The 21,780-nt window shown below is 71.7% G+C and carries 19 protein-coding genes, 1 tRNA gene and 1 other RNA gene; 9 read left to right on the forward strand and 12 right to left on the reverse strand.

Features of this window, described 5'->3' with window-relative positions:
• Positions 1 to 10 precede the first annotated feature (10 nt).
• On the forward strand, positions 11 to 925 hold the full coding sequence (locus tag AC29IT_RS28255; RefSeq protein WP_488220723.1) for an MBL fold metallo-hydrolase: 915 nt from the start codon (positions 11 to 13) through the stop codon (positions 923 to 925).
• Positions 886 to 2,382, forward strand: coding sequence for a carboxylesterase/lipase family protein (locus AC29IT_RS28260; RefSeq protein ID WP_488220709.1), 1,497 nt, complete (start codon positions 886 to 888; stop codon positions 2,380 to 2,382). Before AC29IT_RS28255 ends, AC29IT_RS28260 begins: the two co-directional genes overlap by 40 nt.
• Positions 2,383 to 2,712: 330 nt before the next feature.
• Here the strand turns inward: AC29IT_RS28260 and AC29IT_RS28265 are convergent, their stop codons facing one another.
• A complete protein-coding gene (locus AC29IT_RS28265) occupies positions 2,713 to 3,924 on the reverse strand; it encodes a cytochrome P450 (RefSeq protein ID WP_488220710.1) in 1,212 nt (403 codons plus the stop codon).
• A gap of 115 nt (positions 3,925 to 4,039) precedes the next feature.
• Here AC29IT_RS28265 and AC29IT_RS28270 point away from each other — a divergent pair, with 115 nt between their 5' ends.
• From AC29IT_RS28270 to AC29IT_RS28285, 4 genes are all read left to right on the forward strand, one after another.
• A complete protein-coding gene (locus AC29IT_RS28270) occupies positions 4,040 to 4,726 on the forward strand; it encodes a TetR/AcrR family transcriptional regulator (RefSeq protein ID WP_488220711.1) in 687 nt (228 codons plus the stop codon).
• Between the two features lie 120 nt (positions 4,727 to 4,846).
• On the forward strand, positions 4,847 to 5,476 hold the full coding sequence (locus AC29IT_RS28275) for a DUF1453 domain-containing protein (protein ID WP_488220712.1): 630 nt from the start codon (positions 4,847 to 4,849) through the stop codon (positions 5,474 to 5,476).
• Between the two features lie 26 nt (positions 5,477 to 5,502).
• Positions 5,503 to 6,660 carry a sensor histidine kinase gene (locus AC29IT_RS28280; RefSeq protein WP_488220713.1) on the forward strand — a complete coding sequence of 386 codons (1,158 nt, stop codon included), beginning with the start codon at positions 5,503 to 5,505 and terminating at the stop codon, positions 6,658 to 6,660.
• Complete coding sequence (locus AC29IT_RS28285) at positions 6,657 to 7,313, forward strand: response regulator transcription factor (protein ID WP_488220714.1); 657 nt, start codon at positions 6,657 to 6,659, stop codon at positions 7,311 to 7,313. Before AC29IT_RS28280 ends, AC29IT_RS28285 begins: the two co-directional genes overlap by 4 nt.
• A gap of 39 nt (positions 7,314 to 7,352) precedes the next feature.
• On the opposite strand, the gene AC29IT_RS28290 is transcribed toward AC29IT_RS28285, so the two are convergent.
• Positions 7,353 to 9,347, reverse strand: coding sequence for a helix-turn-helix domain-containing protein (locus AC29IT_RS28290; RefSeq protein ID WP_488220715.1), 1,995 nt, complete (start codon positions 9,345 to 9,347; stop codon positions 7,353 to 7,355).
• A 335-nt stretch (positions 9,348 to 9,682) separates the two neighbouring features.
• Here AC29IT_RS28290 and AC29IT_RS28295 point away from each other — a divergent pair, with 335 nt between their 5' ends.
• Positions 9,683 to 10,051, forward strand: a complete 369-nt coding sequence (locus AC29IT_RS28295; RefSeq protein ID WP_488220716.1) for a hypothetical protein — start codon at positions 9,683 to 9,685, stop codon at positions 10,049 to 10,051.
• Positions 10,052 to 10,203: 152 nt separating this feature from the next.
• Here AC29IT_RS28295 and AC29IT_RS28300 read toward each other — a convergent pair whose 3' ends face one another.
• Both AC29IT_RS28300 and AC29IT_RS28305 read right to left on the reverse strand, forming a co-directional pair.
• Positions 10,204 to 11,517, reverse strand: a complete 1,314-nt coding sequence (locus AC29IT_RS28300; protein WP_488220717.1) for a lipase family protein — start codon at positions 11,515 to 11,517, stop codon at positions 10,204 to 10,206.
• Positions 11,518 to 11,700: 183 nt separating this feature from the next.
• On the reverse strand, positions 11,701 to 12,270 hold the full coding sequence (locus AC29IT_RS28305; protein WP_488220718.1) for a TetR/AcrR family transcriptional regulator: 570 nt from the start codon (positions 12,268 to 12,270) through the stop codon (positions 11,701 to 11,703).
• A 77-nt stretch (positions 12,271 to 12,347) separates the two neighbouring features.
• On the opposite strand from AC29IT_RS28305, the gene AC29IT_RS28310 reads away from it, so the two are divergent.
• Positions 12,348 to 13,847, forward strand: coding sequence for an MFS transporter (locus AC29IT_RS28310; RefSeq protein ID WP_488220719.1), 1,500 nt, complete (start codon positions 12,348 to 12,350; stop codon positions 13,845 to 13,847).
• A gap of 52 nt (positions 13,848 to 13,899) precedes the next feature.
• Positions 13,900 to 15,108: an MFS transporter gene (locus AC29IT_RS28315; RefSeq protein ID WP_488220720.1), complete on the forward strand. Its 1,209-nt coding sequence runs from the start codon at positions 13,900 to 13,902 to the stop codon at positions 15,106 to 15,108.
• Positions 15,109 to 15,449: 341 nt separating this feature from the next.
• On the opposite strand, the gene ssrA is transcribed toward AC29IT_RS28315, so the two are convergent.
• From ssrA to AC29IT_RS28355, 8 genes are all read right to left on the reverse strand, one after another.
• Positions 15,450 to 15,820: a transfer-messenger RNA gene (ssrA, locus tag AC29IT_RS28320) on the reverse strand.
• Positions 15,821 to 15,899: 79 nt separating this feature from the next.
• Positions 15,900 to 16,823 carry an amidohydrolase family protein gene (locus tag AC29IT_RS28325; RefSeq protein ID WP_488220721.1) on the reverse strand — a complete coding sequence of 308 codons (924 nt, stop codon included), beginning with the start codon at positions 16,821 to 16,823 and terminating at the stop codon, positions 15,900 to 15,902.
• Positions 16,820 to 17,296, reverse strand: coding sequence for an SsrA-binding protein SmpB (smpB, locus tag AC29IT_RS28330; protein WP_224963001.1), 477 nt, complete (start codon positions 17,294 to 17,296; stop codon positions 16,820 to 16,822). The genes AC29IT_RS28325 and smpB overlap by 4 nt, the downstream gene beginning before the upstream one ends.
• Positions 17,297 to 17,486: 190 nt before the next feature.
• Positions 17,487 to 18,389: a permease-like cell division protein FtsX gene (gene ftsX / locus AC29IT_RS28335; protein WP_358447012.1), complete on the reverse strand. Its 903-nt coding sequence runs from the start codon at positions 18,387 to 18,389 to the stop codon at positions 17,487 to 17,489.
• A 43-nt stretch (positions 18,390 to 18,432) separates the two neighbouring features.
• Positions 18,433 to 19,122: a cell division ATP-binding protein FtsE gene (gene ftsE, locus AC29IT_RS28340; protein ID WP_224962995.1), complete on the reverse strand. Its 690-nt coding sequence runs from the start codon at positions 19,120 to 19,122 to the stop codon at positions 18,433 to 18,435.
• Between the two features lie 189 nt (positions 19,123 to 19,311).
• Positions 19,312 to 20,418, reverse strand: a complete 1,107-nt coding sequence (gene prfB, locus AC29IT_RS28345; protein ID WP_358447016.1) for a peptide chain release factor 2 — start codon at positions 20,416 to 20,418, stop codon at positions 19,312 to 19,314.
• 122 nt (positions 20,419 to 20,540) lie between these two features.
• Positions 20,541 to 21,038: a PadR family transcriptional regulator gene (locus AC29IT_RS28350; protein WP_358447019.1), complete on the reverse strand. Its 498-nt coding sequence runs from the start codon at positions 21,036 to 21,038 to the stop codon at positions 20,541 to 20,543.
• 593 nt (positions 21,039 to 21,631) lie between these two features.
• Positions 21,632 to 21,705 (reverse strand) — tRNA-Met (locus AC29IT_RS28355).
• Positions 21,706 to 21,780 lie beyond the last annotated feature (75 nt).

Consider the following 21,780-nt stretch of genomic DNA (forward strand, 5'->3'; position numbering starts at 1 on the left):
CGTCGACGGCATGGACAGCATCATGCTGGGAGACGTCGAAGTCACGCGCGTGCTGGAGATCAACGGCCGCGCGATGGGCATGGACGAGTTCTTCCCCGACATCCCGACCGAGGTGTTCGAAGCCGAGCGGGACCTGGTGGTCCCGGACTTCTGGTCGCCCGAGGACAACGGTTTCCAGGCCGCGGTGCAGACGTGGGTGCTGCGCAGCGCGGGCCGCACGATCCTGGTGGACACCGGGGTCGGCAACCACAAGGAGCGCCCGTACTCGCCGCACTGGCGGCACCTGAACACCGGCTACCTGGACGCGCTGCAGCGCGCCGGGGTGCGGCCGGAGGACGTCGACATCGTGATCAACACGCACCTGCACGTGGACCACGTGGGGTGGAACACGCGGCTGGTGGACCGGGATTGGGTGCCGACGTTCCCGAACGCCACCTACCTGCTGCCGCGCGTGGACTTCGAGTTCTGGAACCCGCTGGGCGAGCACCGGCCGAAGAGCGCGCGCAGCCACCAGAACGTGTTCGAGGACAGCGTGGCTCCGGTGCACCAGGCCGGGCTGGCGGAGTTGTGGGAAGGCGAGCGGGTCATCGACGAGAACCTGCGGCTGCTGCCCGCACCGGGCCACACCCCGGGTTCCTCGGTGCTGCACCTGGAGTCGGGTTCGGACCGGGCGGTGTTCATCGGCGACCTGCTGCACACGCCGGTGCAGCTGCTGGACCCGTCGCACAACTGCGGTTTCGACGAGGACCCGGCGGCGGCGCGCGCGTCCCGGCGGCGGCTGCTGGAGTTCGCGGCGGATCGCACCGCGCTGGTGGTGCCCGCGCACTTCGGCGGGCACGGCGCGGCGGAGATCAGCCGCGACGGGGACCGCTTCGCGATCGACGCGTGGGCGGCGTTCGACCGGCCGCGCTGGCGGAACCGGTGAGCGCCGTGGTGCGCACCGGCGCGGGCCGGGTGCGGGGTGCGCGGACGGCCGAGGGCCTGGTGTTCCGCGGCATCCCGTACGCGGCGGCCCCGGTGGGCCCGGCCCGGTTCGCGGCGCCGCGGCCCGCGCCGGGCTGGGACGGGGTGCGGGACGCGACGGCGCCGGGGCCGACGGCGCCGTCGCCGCACCGGGATTTCGGCGGGCTGGACATGGGTCCGTTCTTCGGGCCGGGCTGGGTCCGCGGCGACGACTACCTGTCGGTGGACGTGTGGACGCCGGACGTGGCGACGGGCGGGCTGCCGGTGGTGGTGTTCGTGCACGGCGGCGGTTTCGTGTCCGGTGCGGCGCAGGCGTCGCTGTACGACGGCACCGGGTTCTCCCGGGACGGCGTGGTGCTGGTGGCGGTGGACTACCGGATCGGGGCGCCGGGCTGGTTGTCGCTGCCGGGCGCGCCGGACAACCGGGGGCTGCTGGACGTGCTGGCGGCGCTGCGCTGGGTGCGGGCGGAGATCGGCGCGTTCGGCGGCGATCCGGACGACGTGACGCTGGCCGGCCAGTCGGCCGGGGCGACGCTGGTGGGCGCGGCGCTGGCGGATCCGGCGGCGCGGGGCCTGTTCCGGCGGGCGGTGGTGCAGAGCGGCAACGGGCTCGGCGCGTTCGTGCCCGCGCAGGCGGAGCTGGTCGCGGACCGGCTGGCCGAGGTGCTGGGCGTACCGCTCGCCGAGATGCCGGAGGTGCCGGACGAGCGGCTGGTCGACGCGGTGTCCCGGTTGGGGAAGCCCGACCTGCGGGTGCCGGGCCACCACGATCCGCTGCTGCGGCTGACGCCGCTCGGCGTGGTGCTGGACCGGCAGCCCGCGGTGTCGGTGGCGGCCGGGGACGGCGCCGAGGTGGAGCTGCTGGTCGGCAACAACGCCGAGGAGGGCAACCTGTACCTGTCGGCCGCCGAACTCGATTCGTCCACTGTGGAGGACGCGCGTTCGGTCGCGGCACAGGCACATCCGGATCCGGACCGGCTGGTCGAGGCGTACCGGCGGCAGCGCCCGGCGGCCTCCGGGGGCGAGCTGCGGTCGGCGGTGCTCGGCGACGCCCTGTTCGGGGCGGGCACCCGGGCGCTCGCCGACGCGCACGCGGGGCGCGGGCTGCCGACGTTCCGCTACGAGTTCGCGTGGCGGTCCACCGCGCTGGGCGGGCGGCTCGGCGCGGCGCACGGGGTGAAGCTGCCGTTCGCGTTCGACTCGGCGGACGGCCCGCGGCTGCGCGGGGACGGCGCCCTGCTGGGCGCGGGCGCTCCGCCGGAGCTGGTGCGCGAGGTGCACTCGGCGTGGGTCCGGTTCGCCACCACCGGCGACCCGGGCTGGGACCGCTACACCACCCCGGACCGCCCGGTCCGCCGCTTCGCGACCCCGTCGGCCACCGTGACCGATCCCCGCCCGCTGGAGCGGGCGGCGTGGTGAGGCCCGGGTGGACGGCCCGCACCCGGCAACCCGTTCGCCCGGGAGAACACTCGTCGCCGGCGACCGCCGGTCGTTGAACCTGCCCCGCGGGTCTTGGCCGTTTCCTGTCAGCGGCGAAGCCGATGAGCTGCCGACCACGCACGCAACAGGACCACCCGCGGGTTCTCAGCCGCCTTCTCGCGAGGACAGCTTTTTCCCTCGTGGCGAAGGCCACTCGGGAAAAAGATCCCGCAGCGAGAAGGCGGCTGAGGTTCCGCCACCCGCCCCCTCAGCGACACGAGTCGAACACTTCGGGTTCGGTGTCCGCGTTGATCCGCACGTCCGCCCCGCTCACCAGGTGACCGGCAGCGCGTACACGCCGTAGATCACCGCGTCGTCCTTGAACGGCAGCTCCTCGCGCGGGCCCGCGAGCGCGAGCGTCGGAATCCGGCGGAACAGCGTGTCGAACACGATCTGCAGTTCCAGCCGCGCCAGGTTCTGCCCGAGGCACTGGTGCGGCCCGTAGCCGAACGCGACGTGGTGGCGGGCGCCGCGGGCGATGTCGAACTCGTCGGGTTCGGGGAACGCGCCCGGGTCGTGGTTCGCGGTGTGGCCGAGGGCGATGACGCCTTCGCCCGCGCGGATGAGGGTGCCGCCCACTTCGACGTCGGCGGTGGCCACCCGGGAGGTGACGGTCTCGACGATGGTCAGGTACCGCAGCAGCTCTTCGACCATCGCGGGCGTGCGCTCCGGGTCGGCCTTGATCGCGGCGAGGCCGTCCGGGTTCTCCAGCAGGGTCAGCGTGCCCAGCGAGATCATGTTCGCGGTGGTCTCGTGCCCGGCGACCAGCAGCAGGGTGCCCATCGCGACGAGGTCCTCGACCTCGTCCGGCCCGGCGTCCGGCATGGTGGCCAGCTGCCTGCCGAGCAGGTCGTCGCCCGGGTCCTCCCGCTTGGCGAGGATCAGGTCGCGCAGGTAGTCCCGGATCGCGGCCGCGCTGCGCACCCGCTCTTCGGCGGGGGTGTTGCGGCTGAGCATCGAGGTGGCGCACGTCTGGAAGAAGCCGTGGTCGGAGTACGGGACCCCGAGCAGTTCGCAGATCACCAGCGACGGCACCGGCAGCGCCAGCGTGGCCACCAGGTCGGCGGGGTGCGGTCCGGTGAGCAGCTGGTCGATGCAGTCGTCGACGATCCGCTGGATGCGCGGGCGCAGCGCCTGCATCCGCCGCACGGTGAACTCGCCGAGGACGGAGCGCCGCACCGGCCCGTGCTCGGGCGCGTCGAGGGACAGCATGTTGGGCCGGAACCGGCTGATCGATTCCTGCTGGCCCGCGACGAGGAACGGGAACGCGGGGTTGCGCCGGTCGGCGCTGAACCGCGGGTCGGAGAGCACGAAGCGGACGTCCTCGTGCCGGGTGAGCACCCACGCCTCGGAACCGGCCTGGGTCCGGACGCGGGAGATGGGGCTGTCCTCGCGCAGCTGCACGTACTCCGCGGGCGGCGCGTACGGGCACTTCCTCGCGATCGGAAAGGCCCGCACGGGTTGTTCGGTGACGTCGGTCATGGGGTGCGCCTCCCAAGCGGAGAATGCGGAAGGAAATCTTCCGCTTACTCCGCCACCGTACTGAAGTGGAGGATTTCCGTCCACCTCCGAACGGGCGGATGCGACAATACGGCGCGTGACCACGGACTTCTCGGCCTCGACAGGGGAACCACCGCTGCGCGCCGACGCCCGCCGCAACCGGGACCAGATCATCGGCGCCGCCAAGTCGCTGTTCACCTCCGACGGTCCCGAGGTGCCGATGGAGGAGATCGCGCGCAGCGCGGGCGTCGGAGTCGGCACCCTCTACCGGCGCTTCCCGGACCGCGAATCGCTGATCCGGGCGGTGGCCAGGGACAACTTCGCGAACACGCTCGCGGAGGCCGAAGCAGCCGCGGTGGAGGAACCCACCGGCTGGGACTCGCTGGTCCGGCTGCTGAAGAGCTCCGACGAGCTGCAGCTCAGCGTCCACCTCGGCATGTCCTCGCCGCGCGCCTGGGAGATCGTCAAGGGCGACGAGGTCACCCAGCGGCTGCGGAACTCGCTGCTGGCCACGCTGGACTCGGTGGTCACCACCGCGCAGGCCGAAGGCTCGCTGCGGACCGATGTCGGCGCGGGCGACATCGCCGCGATCTTCGCGATGCTGCTGCGGCGGCCCGGGCCGGACGACCCCGACTCGCAGCGCCTCGCCGAACGCGCCCTGCTGGTCATGCTCGACGGGCTCCGCGCACCCGGACGCCCCAGCGCCGGACTGCCCGGCGAACCGATCGACGTCGCGGAGATCCCCCGCCTCCCGCACGGCAAGCGGGCCGCCCGCGAGAGCTGACCTGCACCCGGGTGGAGACGGATCTCCACCCGGAATACGGTTCGCGCCCCACGACTCCGGCCGCCGGAATTCCTAACGTCGTCGACGACACGAGGAACTCCGAACGAGAGGTGCGGAACCGTGAGCGGTCCCATCGAAATCATCCTGATCATCGGGCTGATCGGCTACGTGCTGGTGCGCCGGTTCACCGGAGAACCGGTCGAGGGCAAGCGGATGCTGCTGGTGCCCGCGGTGATCGCCGTGGTCGGCGCGGTGAACCTGCGGGAGGTGCCGAACGCCCCCGAGGCCATCGCGCTGCTGGCGGCCACGGCCGTGCTCAGCGTCGCGCTCGGCGTGCTGCGCGGGTTCAGCGTCCGCATCTACGAGCGCGACGGGCACGCGATGATGCGCTACACCTGGACGACCGCGGTGCTGTGGGTCGTGAACATCGCCGTGAAGCTCGGTTCGGGACTGCTCGCCGGGGCCGTGGGCCTGCACGCGGGCGGCGGGGTGACGTTCAGCCTCGGGCTGACCGTGCTCGCCGAGGGCGTGGCGATCCTGGCGAAGAGCGCGAGCGGCACCGGCCGCATCCCGTGGTCCCGCGGCAAGCGCGGCGGCGCACCCGTCACCTCGCCGATGCTGGACGCGGTGCAGCAGAAGGCGCGCGCGGCGGGCGAACTGCGTGGGATGCGGAGCTTCGCTCCGGTGCTCGACGGGCTCCGCGACGCGGCGGCCGAGCGGCGGAACTCGCACCCCGGTGCCCGGCGGTGACGAGCCCCGGAGGAACATCGCGGCCGATGAGCACCACCTCCACCGGGCGGCACGCGCTGCGGATCACCGACCACCTGCTGCGCCCGCTGGTCGTCTGCTTCCTCGCCGCACTGCTGGTGGTGCAGCTCCTGGACGCCCCGCCCGCCCACTTCACCACCCTGGTCTGGGTGACGAGCGCGGTGACGGTCGTGGCGGCGTGCGTGGCCGCGATCCCCTGGCGCGGCGGACCCGAGTGGGCGCGGGTCGTGGTGGTGGCGGTGTACGCGCTGGCGGGCGCGATGGTGTTCGCCCTCGCGCCGCGGACCGTCGGTGCCGCGTTCGTGTTCATCGCCTGCGCGACCGCCGGGGACAAGCTCAGCTCCAGGCGCGCCGCGCTGGCCGTCGCCGGGGCGAGCACCGCGGCCGCCGCCGCGGCCACCTGGACGTTGGAGTTCTGGTTCCAGATCCCCGACGGGCCGCCGTGGTGGCTGGCGCTGACGGTGAGCCTGCCGCTGTACATCGGGATGGCGCGCCGGGAGCGGATCAGCGCCCGCGCCGCGTCGCTGCTGGCCGCCCAGCAGACCCACCGCGCCATCGCCTCCGAAGCGCGGGAAGCAGCCCTGGAGGAGCGCAGCCGGATCGCCCGCGAGATCCACGACGTGCTCGGCCACTCGCTGTCCGGGGTCGCCGTGCAGCTGGACATGGCCGACGCGCTGCATGCGGGCGGCCGCACCGACGAGGCGAACGAGGCGGTGCGCCGGGCGAGGGCACTGGCCGTCACCGGGCTCGGCGAGACGAAGCGCGCGGTGCACGCGCTGCGCGAGGGCGCGCTGCCGCTGGCCGACACCCTGACCCGGCTCGCGCAGGACGGCGCCGCCGAGCTCGAGATCCGCGGCGACACCGAGGACGTGCCGGTCGAGATCGGGCAGGCCGTCATCCGCACCGCGCAGGAAGCGCTCACCAACGCCCGGCGGCACGCCCCGGGTTCCGGGGTCGAACTGCTGCTGGAGTGCACCGCCGAGTCCGTCCGCTTCACCGCCACCGACGACGGCCCCACCGGAGCGGTTCCGGACGGCGACCAAGGCGGCGGGATGGGCCTGGTGGGGATGCGGGAACGCGCCGAGCTGCTCGGCGGCACGCTGCGCGCGGGCCCGCGCACCCCGCCCGAAACCGGTTGGACCGTGCGGATGGAGCTGCCCCGATGACCTCGCCCACCCCGGTGAACCCGATCAGGCTGCTCGTCGTCGACGACCAGGCCGCCGTGCGCGACGCGATGGCCGTGATGCTCGGCCTCGACCCGGGCATCGACGTGGTCGGCACCGCCGAGAACGGCGAACTCGCCCTCGCCGCCGCCGCCGAGCACGCCCCCGACGTGGTGCTGATGGACCTGCACATGCCGGTGATGGGTGGGGTGGCGGCCACCGGGAAGCTGCGCACGACGCGGCCCGGTGTGCCGGTGGTGGTGCTGACGACCTTCGAGGACGACGAGTCGATCCTCGCCGCGCTGCAGGCCGGCGCGCAGGGCTACCTCACCAAGGACGCGGACCGGGCCACCATCGTGCAAGCGGTGCGCAGCGCGCACGCCGGGCATTCGGTGCTGGACCCGCAGGTGCAGTCCCGGCTGCTGGAGCTCGCGACCCGCCGGACCGCGCCGCCGCCGGAACCGCCCGCGGCGCTGACCGCCCGCGAACGCGAGGTGCTGGACCTGATCGGGCACGGCCTGCGCAACGGGGAGATCGCCCGGCACCTGCACATCAGCGAGGCGACGGTGAAGACCCACATCAACAACCTGTTCGGCAAGGCCGACCTGCACTCCAGGGCCGACGCGGTGCGGCTCGCGCTGTCCCTCCGCGGCTGACGTCCCGCCGGCGAGCAGGACCTCGCCGGTCGCGCCCGCTCATCCGGCGCGCAGCAGCACGGGGCTGCCGGTGACCTCCAGCCGCTCCCCGCTCCGCAGCCGGTCGCGGGAACCGTCCAGCCGCTGCACGACCGCCATGCCCGGGTCCGGCGCCATCTCCGCGGTCCCCTCGTGCGTCCAGCGGACGACGAAGGCCTTGCCACCGCGGTCGAACCGGCATTGCCAGACGTTGTCCGGCAGCAACGCCTCACCCCCGCGCCCGCAGGAGCTGATCCGCGCGCCGCGCAACCACTCCCGCAGCTCGCCGACGTACCGCCCGGCCTCGGTCGGCTGGAATCCGGCCACCTGCAACGGGATCGGCACCTTCCCGCCGCCCCAGCTGTAGAAGTAGACGCGGTCGTACTCCAGCCACAGCCCCATCAGGTACCAGCGGACGGCGAAGTCGGCGGCGAGCTCGGCGGGGACCGCCGGCTCGTACGGGTTGTCGACGCTGACCCCGGTGTTCCACATCCGCGGTCTCGCGCCGCCGCGGTGCAGGGTCGCCTCGATCCGGGTGGCGAGCTCGGCCATGCTCTCCGGCGGGTCGCCCATCCGGCGGGGGTGCAGCTTCACCGGCGCCGCATCGCAGTGGTCGTAGCCGCGCAGCACGGCGAACCGCTCCAGGTGCGCATCGGCCACCGGATCCCACAGCTCGCCGAAGCCGGGGCACACCACCTGCGCCCGCGGATCCAGTTCCCGCACCACCCGGCCGCCGATCTCGGTCATCTCGACCAGGGTCTCGACCGAGCCGTCGAAGTTCGGCGGTCCGAAGTCCCACAGCTCGTAGGCCTCCACCCGGCCCGCGGCCCGGGTCACGACGGCGGTCACGAACCGCTCCCAATCGGCGAGGTCGTCGGGCGGCCCGTTCCGGGAATCATCGGGGTACGCGGAGCGCTGCCCGCGCGGGCTCGCCCAGCCCGGTGTCCCGCCGAAGGTGAACACCACCGACACCCCGGCCTGCCGGGCGGAGTCGAGCAGCCGGTCGAGGGTCCGCCAGTCGTAGCGGCCGCGCTCCGGTTCGAGGGCCTGCCAGCGCGTCCCCGAATCCCACAGCCGCACCGAATCGACCGGGAACCCCGGCATGTCCCCGGTGGCGCTGTTCAGGGTGACGCCGACGAAGTCGGGGTCGATCTCCGCGGGCACGTCGGTCCAGTTCGGCGGGAGGCCGCTCAGCGGACGCGGCCCCGATCCGGCGCGCAACGAGTACGCGAGCAGCACCAGCGCGAGGCACGCCGCGACCGCCGACACCGGCAACCACCACCGGCGGCCCCGGCCCGGTGACCCGCCCGCGGGGGCCGGGGCGGGTTCGGCGAGGTCCGGTCGCGCGGGAACGAGGCCGCGGCGCGGTGGCGCGGTCGGCGGCGGACGGAGCAGCGCGGCGGAGCCGGAACCGGTCGACGGTGCGGCGGAGCCGGGACGTCCGGCTCCGCCGGGAAGCTCGCCGCCGGGAGATCCGGTACTGCCCGGCGGTCCGGCGACACCGAGCGGCCCGGCCACTTCCAGCGGTTCGACGCCCGGCATCCCGACGACTTTCGGCCCGCCCGACGGCCCGACGACCTCCAGCGGTTCGACGATCTCCGGCGGCCCGACGACATTCGACGGTCCGGCCACATCCGGCGGTTCGGCCACATCCGGCGGTCTGACGATCTCCGGCGCCCCGACGACCTCCGGCGGTTCGGCGACGGCGGTGGACACCGCCCCCGGTTCCGCACCGCCACGAGCGGCCCGAGGAACCGGTTCCGCGGCTCTCGCCCGGCGTGCCCGCTCCCAGCACCGGTGGAGGCGGGCGAGCTCCGCCGCGGTCGCCCCGCAGGCGGTTGCGATCGCTTCGACGGCACCGAAGTTCTGCGGCGTGCCCTGCCCGCTGCAATACCGGTGCACCGTGGATCTGCTCAAGAAGGTGCGCACCGCGATCTGCTCGTAGCTGCGTCCGCTGCGCCGCTTGAGCTCGTCGAGCTGGCGCGCGACGTCGCCGCCGCGCTCAGGTCCGGCCATCCCCCAGGCTCCCCTCTGCTTCCGATGGCCGCGGAGTCTTCCACGGGACGTCGTCCCGGTGATCCCGATTCGTCCCAAGATGGCCCGATCAAGGCTGGTCACGAAGGCCCTTTCATCCCAACGTCCCAAGGACGTCCCACCCGGTTGTCCCAACGCGGACGATCTCGGGAACCTGTGTCCACGCGGTTCGACGCCGCGTACCGGGGGCCGCTGGGGGCGAGGTCGGGCGATCGCGGGACGTGCTGGTCACGTCGCGATCGTCCGGCCGGAATCCGCTGCCGTTCCCCGGCAGGGACGAACGGCGGGACATTCCCGCGGGAACAGGGGGAAACACCATGAACAAGACGAAGCGCCTGCTCGTGGCCGGGGCCATGATGGCCGGTTTCGCCGGCACGCTCACCGCTCCGGCGGTGGCCGCTCCGGCGGTGGCCGGTGACGCATCGATCGCCGCCCAGTGCGGGAAGACCTACCGCATCAGCCAGCCCTTCGGGCAGAGCACGTTCAAGGTCACCTGCAAGTCGGGGACCCTCACCATCCGCGGGTACGTCACGGACACCAAGGCGGACGGCAAGTGCGTGTGGGTGGTGGGCCAGGTCGGGAACAAGTCCTTCCGCAGCGGCAAGGCCTGCCCGAAGGGCAAGTCCGTGTCGTACGCCGCGACCGGCAAGGGCAACAGGCTCGTCATCGGCCTGCGGGCGGCCTGACGGACGAGTGCCGCCCCTTCCGCGTGGAAGGGGCGGCACTCCGTTCGCGGGTGCTCCGGGCTCGCGGGTGCTCCGGGCTCACGAGTACTCCGGGCTCACCGGTGCTCCCGGCTCACAGGTGCTCCGGGACCCGCGGTGCTCGGAGCACCTGGTCAGCGGATGTTCATCCGCTCGGACAGCTGCGGCAGCAGCGGCTGGTTCTCGTCGACCGGGATCTCCGGGTCCGCCGGGGCCTGGTCGAGGTTCCCGCAGTTGGATTCGGCGGCCTTCCCGGCGAGCCGGTCGTCGATCCACTGGAACGCGCGCGGGAAGGAGGCCACTGCACCACCGATGTGCGTCGGCCCGAGGTTCGGCGCGAACTGCACGTCGGCACCCGCGCCGCACCAGTCACCGGCCAGCGTCTCGCCCTGGTCGTAGGGGATCACGTCGTCGAGGCGGCTCTGCGAGACGAGCACCGGGAAGCCGGGGGCGGTGCGCCCGATCCGCTGCTCGGCGACGACGTCGGAGAAGGGTTCTTCGTCCAGGTAGTCGGTGATGGGCCTGCCGTCGGCGCTGTAGTCCTTCGAGTCGGCGAAGGCGAACTTCGCGATGCCGTCGATGGTGCAGGAGTTCTCGACGTCCTCGCGGAACTGCTTGCCCGTGTCGTTCAGGTAGGGGTCGAGGTCGATGTCGTACCCGGAGGCGATGCCGACGAGGGCGTAGCCGAGGAACGCGGCGTAGGGCCCGGTGTCGAGGTTCTCGCCCACGCCGCCGAGTTCGGCGGGCACGGCGCCTGCCGCGGCGCCCTTGATGTCGAGTTCCGGCGCGTAGCTCGCGGCGAGTTCGGCGGCGGAGGCCGAGCCGCCACCGCCTTGGGAGTAGCCGTAGAGCGCGACCGGCCCGTCGTCCGGCACGTCCGCGTCGGGCAGCCGCTGCGCGGCCCGCACCGCGTCGAGCACGGCGTTCCCGGTGACTTCGCGGTTGACGTAGGTGTGCGGACCGGGCGTGCCGAGGCCTTGGTAGTCGGTCATCGCGACGGCGTAGCCCTTGCTGAGCATGGCCTTGATGAAGAAGCCCTCGTACTCGGTGCCGTTCGCGAGCTGCCGGGACGGCGCGCAGTGGTCGGCCATGCCCTGGGTGCCGGGCGCGTAGCCGATGACGGGCCGTTCCCCGTCGCCCGTCCAGTCGTCCTTCGGCGTGATGACGGTGCCGGTGACCGCGATCGCCGACCCGTCGCGATCGCTGGAGCGGTACATCATCCGCTGGACGTCGGCGTCGACCGGGATCGTCTTGAGCGGGTCGAGGAAGTACTCGGACGTTTCGGAACGGATGACGTCACCGTTGGTCCCCGGTAGTTCCGCTGGCGGCTCGTAGAACGGCGGACGTTCCTCGGCGGGCGTGGCGGAGGCGGTCGCGACGGCGAACGACACCCCGACCGCGGCTGTCAGCACGGTCGTGGCCGCGCGCTGGAACGGGCGGAGGTTCACGGGCTACTCCTCGTCGAGTGGCGAACCGGATCGACCTACTGCTCAGTAGGTCTACTGGAGCGTGACCCGGGACACGAAGTGCTGACAATCACTCCGGCTACCCCGGGGTAACTTCGCAACCTCTTCGCAACCAAACATGCACCCGCAGTGATGATGGATCACGATCCGTGCACCGCCGGGAGCTCAGTCGTGCTCGGCCACCGCCGCGTCGACCATCGCGATGAGGTCGGCTTCGAGGCGCGCGCGGATCCGCGGTTCCAGCTCGGACGCCCACAGCGGACGGTCGCCGACGCCGTCGGCCGCGGCGATCACGAGCGCCTGGGTCGCTTCCGGAACGCCGTCGGCGTCGAGGTCCCGCTGCCAGCGGAGGTCGTCCTCCTGGGCCAGCTCGACCACTTCGGGGACCACGTAGAGCTGCGCGATCAGGCTGAACCGCTCGCGGATCTCGTCGGCGTCGACGATGGCGGTGCTCGCCCGCACGTAGGCCCGGGTGAGCCTGCCGGGCACGCCTTCGGGATCGGCGAGGTGCGCGTGCACCTCACCGCGGAACAGGTCGATCTGCTCCTGGGCGATCGCCACCAGCAGCGCCTGCTTGCTCGCGAAGTGGTAGACGAGCCCGCCCTTGGACACCCCGGCCTCGCGGGCGATCACGTCGAGCGTGGCGCCGAGCCCGTGGTGGCGGATCACGCGCTTGGCCGCGTCGAGCAGGATCCGGCGGGTGTCCTCGGGCGAGCGCCCGCTTGTTCGACCCATGCGGCCATCCTTCCTCACCGGTCCCGGCGAGCCGCACCACCTGGAAACTGCACCGACTGGTCAGTACAGTATCGCTCATGCAGCTGGATTCCGAAGCGCGTCCGCAGGCGCTCGCCCCGCGCAGGCGCTGGGCGGCGCTCTCGGTGCTGGCGATCGCGGTGCTGGTGCTGGCGATCGACAACACCGTCCTGTACCTGGCGGTGCCCGCGTTGACCGCGGACCTCGCCCCGTCGGCCGCGCAGGTCCTGTGGATCGGGGACGTCTACTCGCTGGCACTGGCGGGCCTGCTGGTGGTGATGGGCTCGCTGGCCGACCGGGTGGGCCGCAAACGGCTGCTGCTGGTCGGTTCGGCCGCGTTCGGGGCGGCGTCGCTGCTGGCGGCGCTGTCGACGAGCGCGGCGATGCTGATCGCGGCCCGGCTGCTGCTGGGGGTGGCGGGGGCGACGCTGATGCCGTCGACGTTGTCGTTGCTGCGCAACATCTTCCCGGACGCCGCGGAGCGGACGAAGGCGATCGCGGTGTGGTCGGCCGCGGCGGGCGGCGGCGCCGCGGTGGGCCCGCTGGTGGGCGGCGTGCTGCTGGAGAACTTCAGCTGGGGCTCGGTGTTCCTGATCAACGTGCCGGTGATGGCGGCGCTGGTGGTGAGCGGGACGTGGCTGCTGCCGGAGTCGCGGGACCCGGATCCGGGCCGGTTCGACCTGCCGTCGGCGCTGCTGTCGATGGTCGCGATCGTGCCGGTGGTGTGGGCGATCAAGCACACCGTCGCTTCCGGTGCCGACGCCGCCGGCGGGCTGGGGCTGCTGGCGGGGCTGGCCGGCGGCTGGGCGTTCGTGCGCAGGCAGCGGCGGCTGCCGGTGCCGCTGATCGACGTGTCGCTGTTCGCGCGCCCGGCGTTCAGCGGGTCGGTGTTCGCGGGTTTCATGGCGGTGTTCGCGCTGATGGGCCTGCTGTTCTTCTTCTCGCAGTACCTGCAGCTGGTGCGCGGTTTCGGGCCGTTGGCGGCGGGTCTCGGGGAGCTGCCGAGCACGGTGGCGGCGATGGCCGCCGTCGCGGTGGTGGGCTGGCTGTCGCGCCGCCTCGGTGCCGGCCGGGCGATCGCGGTGAGCCTGCTGCTGGTGGCGGCCGGGCTGGTCGCGATCGCGGCCGCGGAAGGCGCCGATTCCTACTTCTGGCTGGGCTTGGCGCTGGTGCCGACCGGGCTGGGCGTGGGGATCGCGCAGACGTTGACGACCGACGTGGTGGTGTCGTCGGTGCCGCCGCACAAGGCGGGAGCGGCGTCGGCGATCTCCGAGACGGCGATGGAACTGGGCGTCGCGCTGGGCATCGCGATCCTCGGGTCCCTGGTGTCGCTGCTGTACCGCTCGGCGCTGCCGGCTGCCGAGGGGCTCTCCGCCGCGGGGCGGGCGGCGTTCGCGGATTCGCTGGCGGCGGCGTCTTCGGTGCTGCCGCCGGATTCGCCGCTGCTCGCGGCCGCGCGCGACGCCTTCACCGGGGCGATGCAGACCACGTCGCTCGCCGCGGCCGCGATCACCTCCACGGCGGCGCTGGTGGCGGCGAGGACGATCCCGCGGGGCTGAGCGCGGCGAAAACGCCTGGGCTGCCGCGGAGGTTTCCGGAAGCATCCCGGGCATGGGCGACGAGTTCGCGGTGAAGTCCACCTACGGCCAGGTCTTCGCGGTGGCGCAGTTCCGCGCGCTGTTCGCGGCCCGGCTGCTCGGCGTCCTGTCGGACACGGTGCGGTCGGTGGCGCTGGCGGTGCTGGTGTTCGGTCGGACGGGTTCGCCGCTGCTGACGGCGGTGGCGTTCACGATCGGCTTCCTGCCGCAGGCGGTGGGCGGCCTGTTCTTGGCGGCGATGGCGGACCGGTTCGCGCCGCGCACCGTGATCGCGGCGGGCTACGGGGTGCAGTGCGCGGTCGGGGTGCTGCTGGCGTTCGGGGACCTGCCGGTCTGGGTGAGCCTGCTGCTCGTCGCGGCGGCCGCCTGCCTGACGCCGGTCAGCACGGGGGCCGCGGCCCGGGTGCTGGCCGCGGTCCTGGCCGGGGACTCCTACGTGCTGGGGCGTTCGCTGTCGTACCTGGTCGCGGTCGCGGCTCAGCTGGTGGGCATGGCGGCGGGCGGTGCGCTGGCGGCGGGGCTGGGCGTCGAGTGGACGATGCTGCTCACCGCGGCGGCGCACCTGGTGGCGGCGGTGCTCAGCGCCCGGTTCCTGGCGCGCACCGAGCCGGCGCGCACCGAGGTGGCGCGGCCGCGCGGGTCGATCGTGCTGGACACGCTGCGGGGCAACGCCGAGCTGCTGGCCGCGCCGCGGGTCGCCGGGCTGATCGCGATCCAGTGCCTGCCCGCCGCCTTCCTCGCCGCCGGCGGCAGCCTGGTCATCCCGTACTCCGCCGAACGCGGCTTCACCTCGGCGGAAACCGGGCTCCTCCTGGCGGCGACCTCGGCGGGCATGCTCGCCGGAGACGTGGTGGTGGGCCGGGCCTGCTCCCCGCGTACCCGGGAACGGCTGGTGCTCCCCCTGCTCCTGCTCATGGGTGCACCGCTGAGCACCGTGCTGCTGAACCCGCCGTACCCGGCGGTGGTGGCCGCCTACGCCCTCACCGGCACGGGATCCGCCTACCTGCTGGGCTTGCAGCGCCACTACCTGGCAGCGGTCCCAGATTCCCTGCAGGGCCAAGGTTTCGCCCTGCTCAACACCACCACCATGACGGTCCAAGGCCTGGGCCCGCTCCTGTTCGGCCTACTGGCCGAACACCTCCCCCTGAACCACACGATCGCCCTCATAGGAGCAACAAGCGCCCTGACAGCCCTACTCCTAAGAAGAACGACCCACCGCTGACCACCCCGAAAAGCACACCCCCCCGACACCCAAAGGCCAAAGACCACCCCCCGAAAACCCGAAGGCCGAGCCGCCCCCCGATGGCCGAAGGCCGAGCCGCCCCTCCGAAGGCCGAAGGCCGAGCCACCCCTCCGATGGCCGAAGGCCGAGCCACCCCCGAACCCCCCCCCCCGATGGCCGAAGGCCGAGCCCCCAACGAGCTGGTCCCCACCCAGCCCAACCCGAACGCAACCCAAGGAGCCCGCCCCACCCGACCCCCGCACCGTGGGGGCCTACGGGGGCTCGGCCCCCGTACAGATGAAAAGGAGCCGGGAAGACGCCAAAAGCGTCAACCAGGCTCCAAGTGGAGGTGCCGGGAATCGAACCCGGGTCCTCCGTCGCTTCACCAAGACTTCTCCGTGCGCAGTCCGCTATGCCTCTGCTTGGCTCCCTCGGTCTCGCGAACCAGCCGAGGTGACGAGCCCAGCCGCTGTTCGATGTCCCACCAGGTCCCGCGGCCGGACCTGGCGGTAAGAGCCTCCTAGTCGATGCCGGATTCCGGGACGGAGGCGTTCCCGGTCCGACAGAGTCGCTCCTCGCTCAGGCGGCGAGGGCGAACTCGCGCTGACTCTTGTCGGCGCTTATTAAATTGCGGCGACGCTCTCGGTGGTCTCCCGCCTGCACCGGCACGCTTCCCTTGGATCACCGTACGGAGTCGAAACCGTTCACCCCCTCGTTGCGGCCGTTCCTTCTCGACCGCGCGGTCCGTACAGCATAACGTCCGCTCCCCCGCGGATCATTCCAATATCGGACTACGAGATTTCCGCTGGTGAGAGCTTCAGCAGCCGGGCCGGGGCGTCGTGCAGCACGCTGCGCAGGAACGTGGCGCCGAGGCGTTCGTCGGCGGCGGCCCAGCCGGCGATGGCGGCGAGCTGTTCGGCGTACGGGTACGGGATGTTGGGGTAGTCGGTGCCGAGGACGACGCGGTCGCGCACGGGCACGAGCCGGGCGGGCCAGTCGGCGGGGAGCCGGTTGAACCGCTCGGTGAAGGCGACGCCGACCATGGTGGTGTCGAGGTGCACGCGTTCGTGCTCGTGGACGAGCTGCAGCGCGGTCTCGTACTCGGGCATGCCCGCGTGCGCGAGCACGGCGGTGAGCCGCGGGTGCCTGCGCAGCACTTCGCCGAACACGTCGAGTCCGGTGTGGTCACCGGGGATGGGCCCGTGCCCGCAGTGGATGACGACGGGGGTGCCCGCCTCGGCGAGCACGCCCCAGGTGTCGTCGAGCAGCGGGTCGCGCGGGTCGAACTTCCCGACCTGCACGTGGACCTTGACGCAGCGGGCTCCGGCGTCGAGGGCGTCGCGCATGGCGCGCTCCATGCCGGGTTCGGGGTAGAGCGTGGCGGTCGGCACGGCGCCCGGGGTGCGGTGCCCGAAGTCGAGGGCCCATTCGTTGAGCCAGGCGGCCATGCCCGGTTTGTGCGGGTAGACCAGCGGCGCGAACGCGGTGACGCCGAGGTCGCGGAGCAGCCGCAGCCGGGTCGGTTCGTCGTGCCGGTAGGTGATCGGCCAGTCGGTGCCGTAGTGGGTGCCCGCCTGGTCGAAGTAGGCCCACACCTTGTGCAGCACGCGTTCCGGCAGGAAGTGGGTGTGCAGGTCGACGAGCCCGGGGACGCCGAGCCGGTCCAGCCAGGGCCGCACCTCCGCGTCGGAGGCGGGCCCGGCCGGAGTGCTCACCGGCGGCCCTTGCGGATGCGGCCGATGTGGCGCTGCATCTCGCGGTCGGCGTCCCGCTTGGCCATGTCGTGCCGCTTGTCGTGCGCCTTCTTGCCGCGGGCGAGGGCGAGTTCGACCTTCGCCTTGCCGTCGGAGAAGTACATGGACAGCGGGATCAGGCTGAGCCCGCTCTCCTTGATCTTCCCGACGAGGCGGAGGATCTCGCCGCGGTGCAGCAGCAGTTTGCGGGAGCGCCGCGGTTCGTGGTTGGTCCAGGTGCCTTCGGTGTACTCGGGGATGTGCGCGTTGCGCAGCCACACCTCGCCTTGGTCGACGGTGGCGAAGGCGTCGACGAGGGAGGCCTTGCCCTGCCGCAGGCTCTTCACCTCGGTGCCGGTCAGCACGATCCCGGTCTCGTAGGTGTCCAGCACCGACCAGTCGTGCCGCGCCTTGCGGTTCTGCGCGATCTGCTTGCGCCCGCGTTCCTTCACCATGCTTGCAACCTTAGCTACCCGTGTCTCGTGCGCGGCGGGACCGCGGCACGGCGCCGGTCGTGCTCGGCCCGCGCCGGGCGTAGAGCGAAGCAGCCGCCGAGCCTCGTGGTCAACCGGGTTTTTCCCGGCCTGGAATGCGCGGAGCGGCCGCGCTCGTCGAGCACGGCCGCTCCTGGCGGTGGTTCCGGGGTCAGAGCCGCACGTACAGCCGCAGCGTCACGTACCCGGTGGTCGCCGAGATGGCGGCCGCGACCAGCAGCATGATCGGGGCGACGGCGGCGATGTCGCCGTAGCCGATCTCCGGGATGATGCCGGTGCCGAACACCGGCGACATGACCCTGTCGATGAACGCCGCCTTCGAGATGAGCAGCCCGATGATCGCCAGCAGCGCGCCGATCAGGCCGGACACCATCGCTTCCAGCAGGAACGGCAGCTGGGTGTACCAGCGCGTGGCGCCGACGAGCCGCATGATGCCGGTCTCGGTGCGCCGGGTGAACGCGGAGAGCTGGATGGTGTTGGAGATCAGCAGCAGTGCCGCCATGGCCTGCACGAGCGCGATGGAGAAGGTCGCGTTGCGCACGCCGTTGAGCACGCCGAACAGCCGGTCCAGGTAGTCGGCCTGGTCGACGACGCTGTCCACGCCGGGCTGGCCTTCGAACTTCTGCTGGATGGCGCCGAACCGCTCCTGGTCGGTGAGCTTGATGCGCAGCGAGGCGGGCATCGCTTCGACGCGGGCCACGTCGCGCAGTTCCGGCATGGTCTCGAAGACCTTGTTGAAGTTCTCGAACGCCTGCTCGCGGTTCTCGAACTTGACGGATTCGACACCGGAGGAGCGGGTCAGCTCGGACTTGAGGTTCGCGCAGGGCTGCTGCGTGCAGTCGGTGTCGTTGGCGCTGACGTCGTCGGTCATGAACACGACGACCTCGACGCGGTCCTGGTAGACGTCCTGCATCCGGTCGATCAACCGGACCACCAGCAGACCCCCGCCGAGCAGGCCGACCGAGATGGCCGTGGTGAGGATCATGGCGATGGTCATCGTGACGTTGCGCCGAAGGCCGTTGACGACCTCGCTGAATACGAAGCTCGCGCGCATCTTGGTGTGTGCTTCCTGGCTGGGTTCGGGGGTGCGGGGCTGGTCAGCGACCGACGCCGTAGACGCCGCGGGCGTCGTCGCGGATCACTCGGCCGAGGCTGAGCTCCACGACGCGGCGCCGCATCGAGTCGACGATCGAGTGGTCGTGCGTCGCCATGACCACCGTGGTGCCGGTGCGGTTGATCCGTTCCAGCAGCAGCATGATGTCCTGGCTGGTGTCGGGGTCGAGGTTGCCCGTGGGCTCGTCGCACAGCAGCACCAGCGGCCGGTTCACGAAGGCGCGCGCGATGGCGACGCGCTGCTGCTCACCACCGGAGAGCTCGTGCGGCATCCGGTCGGCCTTGCCGTCGAGGCCGACGAGCTGCAGCACTTCCGGGACCACCTTGCGGATGGTGTGCCGCGGCTTGCCGATGACTTCGAGGGCGAAGGCGACGTTCTCGGCGACCGTCTTGTTGTTGAGCAGCCGGAAGTCCTGGAACACGCAGCCGATCCGCTGCCGCAGCCGCGGTACCCGTCGTCGCGGTAGTTTCGCGACGTTCCAGTCGGCCACGAACACCCGGCCTCGGGTCGGCACGTCCTCGCGGAGCAGCAACCGCAGGAACGTGGACTTCCCCGAGCCGGAAGGGCCGATGAGGAACACGAATTCACCCTTGCCGACGCTCACCGAAACGTCGTCGAGCGCGGGTCGGGTCGAGGTCTTGTATCCCTTGGACACGTGCTCAAGCCGGATCACGGGGCGTGAGTTTACCTGCGACCTTTCGGGGGACCGGCGCTCACCCGGACCAGTCACCGGGGGCGCCGGTGCCGGAACCGTCCCCGCTGGTCAGATCATGATCGGATCACGCCCCAGCGGATCCGGACGGAGCAACGCCATCACCCGTGCGGGCGGCACGCGAGGCGGTCCGCCCGGCGGCGGGGAGGATCAGGCGGCGGAGTCCTGCTGGCGGCGCCAGCGGATGCCCGCTTCGAGGAATCCGTCGATCTGGCCGTCGAGCACGGCATCCGGGTTGCCGACTTCGAACTCGGTGCGCAGGTCCTTGACCATCTGGTACGGGTGCAGCACGTAGGAGCGCATCTGGTTGCCCCAGCTGGATCCGCTGTCCTTGAGCGCGTTGAGCTCGGCCCGCTCCTCTTCCCGCTTGCGGGCGAGCAGCTTGGACTGGAGCACGCGCAGCGCGGCCGCCTTGTTCTGCAGCTGCGACTTCTCGTTCTGGCAGGACACCACGATGCCGGTGGGGATGTGCGTGATGCGCACCGCGGAGTCGGTGGTGTTGACGCTCTGCCCGCCGGGCCCGGAGGAGCGGAACACGTCGACGCGGATGTCCTTCTCCGGGATCTCCACGTGGTCGGTCTCCTCGACGACGGGGAGGACTTCGACACCGGCGAAGGAGGTCTGCCTGCGGCCCTGGTTGTCGAACGGCGAGATCCGCACGAGCCGGTGGGTGCCCTGCTCGACGGACAGCGTGCCGTAGGCGTAGGGCGCGTTGATGCGGAAGGTGGCGGACTTGACGCCGGCTTCTTCCGCGTAGGAGGTGTCGTAGACCTCGACGGGGTATTCGTGGCGTTCGGACCAGCGCACGTACATCCGCATGAGCATTTCGGCGAAGTCCGCGGCGTCGATGCCGCCCGCTTCCGCCCGGACGGTGACGACGGCTTCCCGCTCGTCGTAGTCGCCGGAGAGCAGGGTGCGGACTTCGAGGGCGTCGAGTTCCTTCTTGAGGCGCTTGCGCTCCTCGTCGGCCTCGTCGAGCCCGGATTGGTCGCCTTCGTCCTCGCTGAGCTCGTAGAGGACTTCGACATCTTCGACCCGCTGCCGCAGGTCGGTGATCTTGCGCAGTTCGGCCTGCCGGTGCACCAGCTGGCTGCTGATCTTCTGCGCGTACTCGACGTCGTCCCACAGGTTCGGCCGGGCCGCCTCGGTCTCGAGTTCGGCGATCTTCGCCCGCAACGCTTCTAGGCCCATGACGCTCTCGATGCCTTCGAGCGTGGTGGACAGGTCCTTGATATCTGCGGCGACGTCGGGATTCACAGTGTTCGAGGGTACTTCACCGGCGGCCGGGTTCCCACGAGGACGGCCCAGGTTCACGCCGGTGCCCCCGCCCAGGGCTGCGGTGGTGGTCGCGGGCGGGGTTCCGGATCATTCCCCAGTGCTCATTCCGGAATGCTGTCGAGCAGTTTCACGATGGCCCGGTTGTGGGCGACGGTGAAGTCGGCCGCGGCCTTCTCGTACGGGTCGGCGGTGGCCTTGGCGGCGTTCTTCGCCTCGTCGAGGCGAGCGGTGTACTGCTCGCGGGCGGATTCGACGAGGGCGGCGCGCTGCTTGGGCGTGAGCGATCCGGCGTGGACGAGCCGCAGGATCAGCGGGCTGCGCACGTTGTCCGGTCCGGGTTCGGTGTTCAACCAGGACTTGAAGGCGCGCTTGCCGGCGGCGGTGATCGCGTACTGCTGGCTGGAGCGCGGGCCTTGCTTGCCGAGGCGCAGCAGTCCGGATTCGGTGAGGGCGGGGAGTTCGCGGTACACCTGGCTGCGGGTCACGCTGAAGAATCCACCGAATCGTTCGGTGGCGGCAGCGACGAGCTGCCCCCCGGTCTTCGGGCCGTCGTGCAGCAGCCCCAGCAGTGCGGCGGATGTCGAGTTCAGCTCAGTCACGAATCCACCGTGCCACGCCCCTTGCAGGCTGTCCACAATGGTCGGCCTCTCTGTCCACTGTGGTTGCAATGGGCTGGTCCGAGTGGACCATCCGTTGTGGCGCAGCGTGAGCGGGTGCCGCCGTTCCGGCGTGCTTCAGCGCACATCGTTCTGCCATCGAGGGGAACGCTCGTGCGCGCGCACCCACCGACCCCCCACGCGGAGCGTCGCACCGCCCGATGATCGCTACCTGATCGTGCGGTCTACCTGCACGAAACGGTGCCACCCCCCACCACCCCACCCCACTACGCAAAGTAACCACCCCAACAACCACAACCCCCACCCACCAACCACAAACCGCGAAGCGCGAAGCGCGAGCACCACCACACAAGGCACGAAGCGCGAAGCGCGAGCCCCCACCACAGCAAGCACGAAGCGCGAAGCGCGAGCCCCGCCGCAGCAAGCGCGAAGCGCGAGCCCCCCACCAGCACCACACCCGAAACCGGCACGCCCCGCACCGTGGGGACCTACGGGGGCTCGGCCCCCGTAAAAAACGAGGGCAAACGGAAAGAGACCCCCTCTCGCCAGAGAGGGGGCCTCGAACACACCACGAGTAGCGGGGACAGGATTTGAACCTGCGACCTCTGGGTTATGAGCCCAGCGAGCTACCGAACTGCTCCACCCCGCGCCAAGCACGACCTTCAACTTCAGCTCGCGCCGTATTTCCTTGTACCGAGAACACTACACCCCCCAAAAATCCCCT

Source organism: Saccharopolyspora sp. MMCC62 (assembly GCF_057736575.1).

Excerpts from the sequence above, each read along its gene's own strand:
- AC29IT_RS28255 (WP_488220723.1), top strand. The coding sequence starts at position 11 with ATGGACAGCATCATGCTGGGAGACGTCGAAGTCACGCGCGTGCTGGAG.
- AC29IT_RS28305 (WP_488220718.1), bottom strand. The coding sequence starts at position 12,270 with ATGGGTCGAACAAGCGGGCGCTCGCCCGAGGACACCCGCCGGATCCTG.
- smpB (WP_224963001.1), bottom strand. The coding sequence starts at position 17,296 with ATGGTGAAGGAACGCGGGCGCAAGCAGATCGCGCAGAACCGCAAGGCG.
- AC29IT_RS28315 (WP_488220720.1), top strand. The coding sequence starts at position 13,900 with ATGGGCGACGAGTTCGCGGTGAAGTCCACCTACGGCCAGGTCTTCGCG.
- ftsX (WP_358447012.1), bottom strand. The coding sequence starts at position 18,389 with ATGCGCGCGAGCTTCGTATTCAGCGAGGTCGTCAACGGCCTTCGGCGC.
- AC29IT_RS28295 (WP_488220716.1), top strand. The coding sequence starts at position 9,683 with ATGAACAAGACGAAGCGCCTGCTCGTGGCCGGGGCCATGATGGCCGGT.
- AC29IT_RS28310 (WP_488220719.1), top strand. The coding sequence starts at position 12,348 with ATGCAGCTGGATTCCGAAGCGCGTCCGCAGGCGCTCGCCCCGCGCAGG.
- AC29IT_RS28285 (WP_488220714.1), top strand. The coding sequence starts at position 6,657 with ATGACCTCGCCCACCCCGGTGAACCCGATCAGGCTGCTCGTCGTCGAC.
- AC29IT_RS28280 (WP_488220713.1), top strand. The coding sequence starts at position 5,503 with ATGAGCACCACCTCCACCGGGCGGCACGCGCTGCGGATCACCGACCAC.
- AC29IT_RS28265 (WP_488220710.1), bottom strand. The coding sequence starts at position 3,924 with ATGACCGACGTCACCGAACAACCCGTGCGGGCCTTTCCGATCGCGAGG.
- AC29IT_RS28290 (WP_488220715.1), bottom strand. The coding sequence starts at position 9,347 with ATGGCCGGACCTGAGCGCGGCGGCGACGTCGCGCGCCAGCTCGACGAG.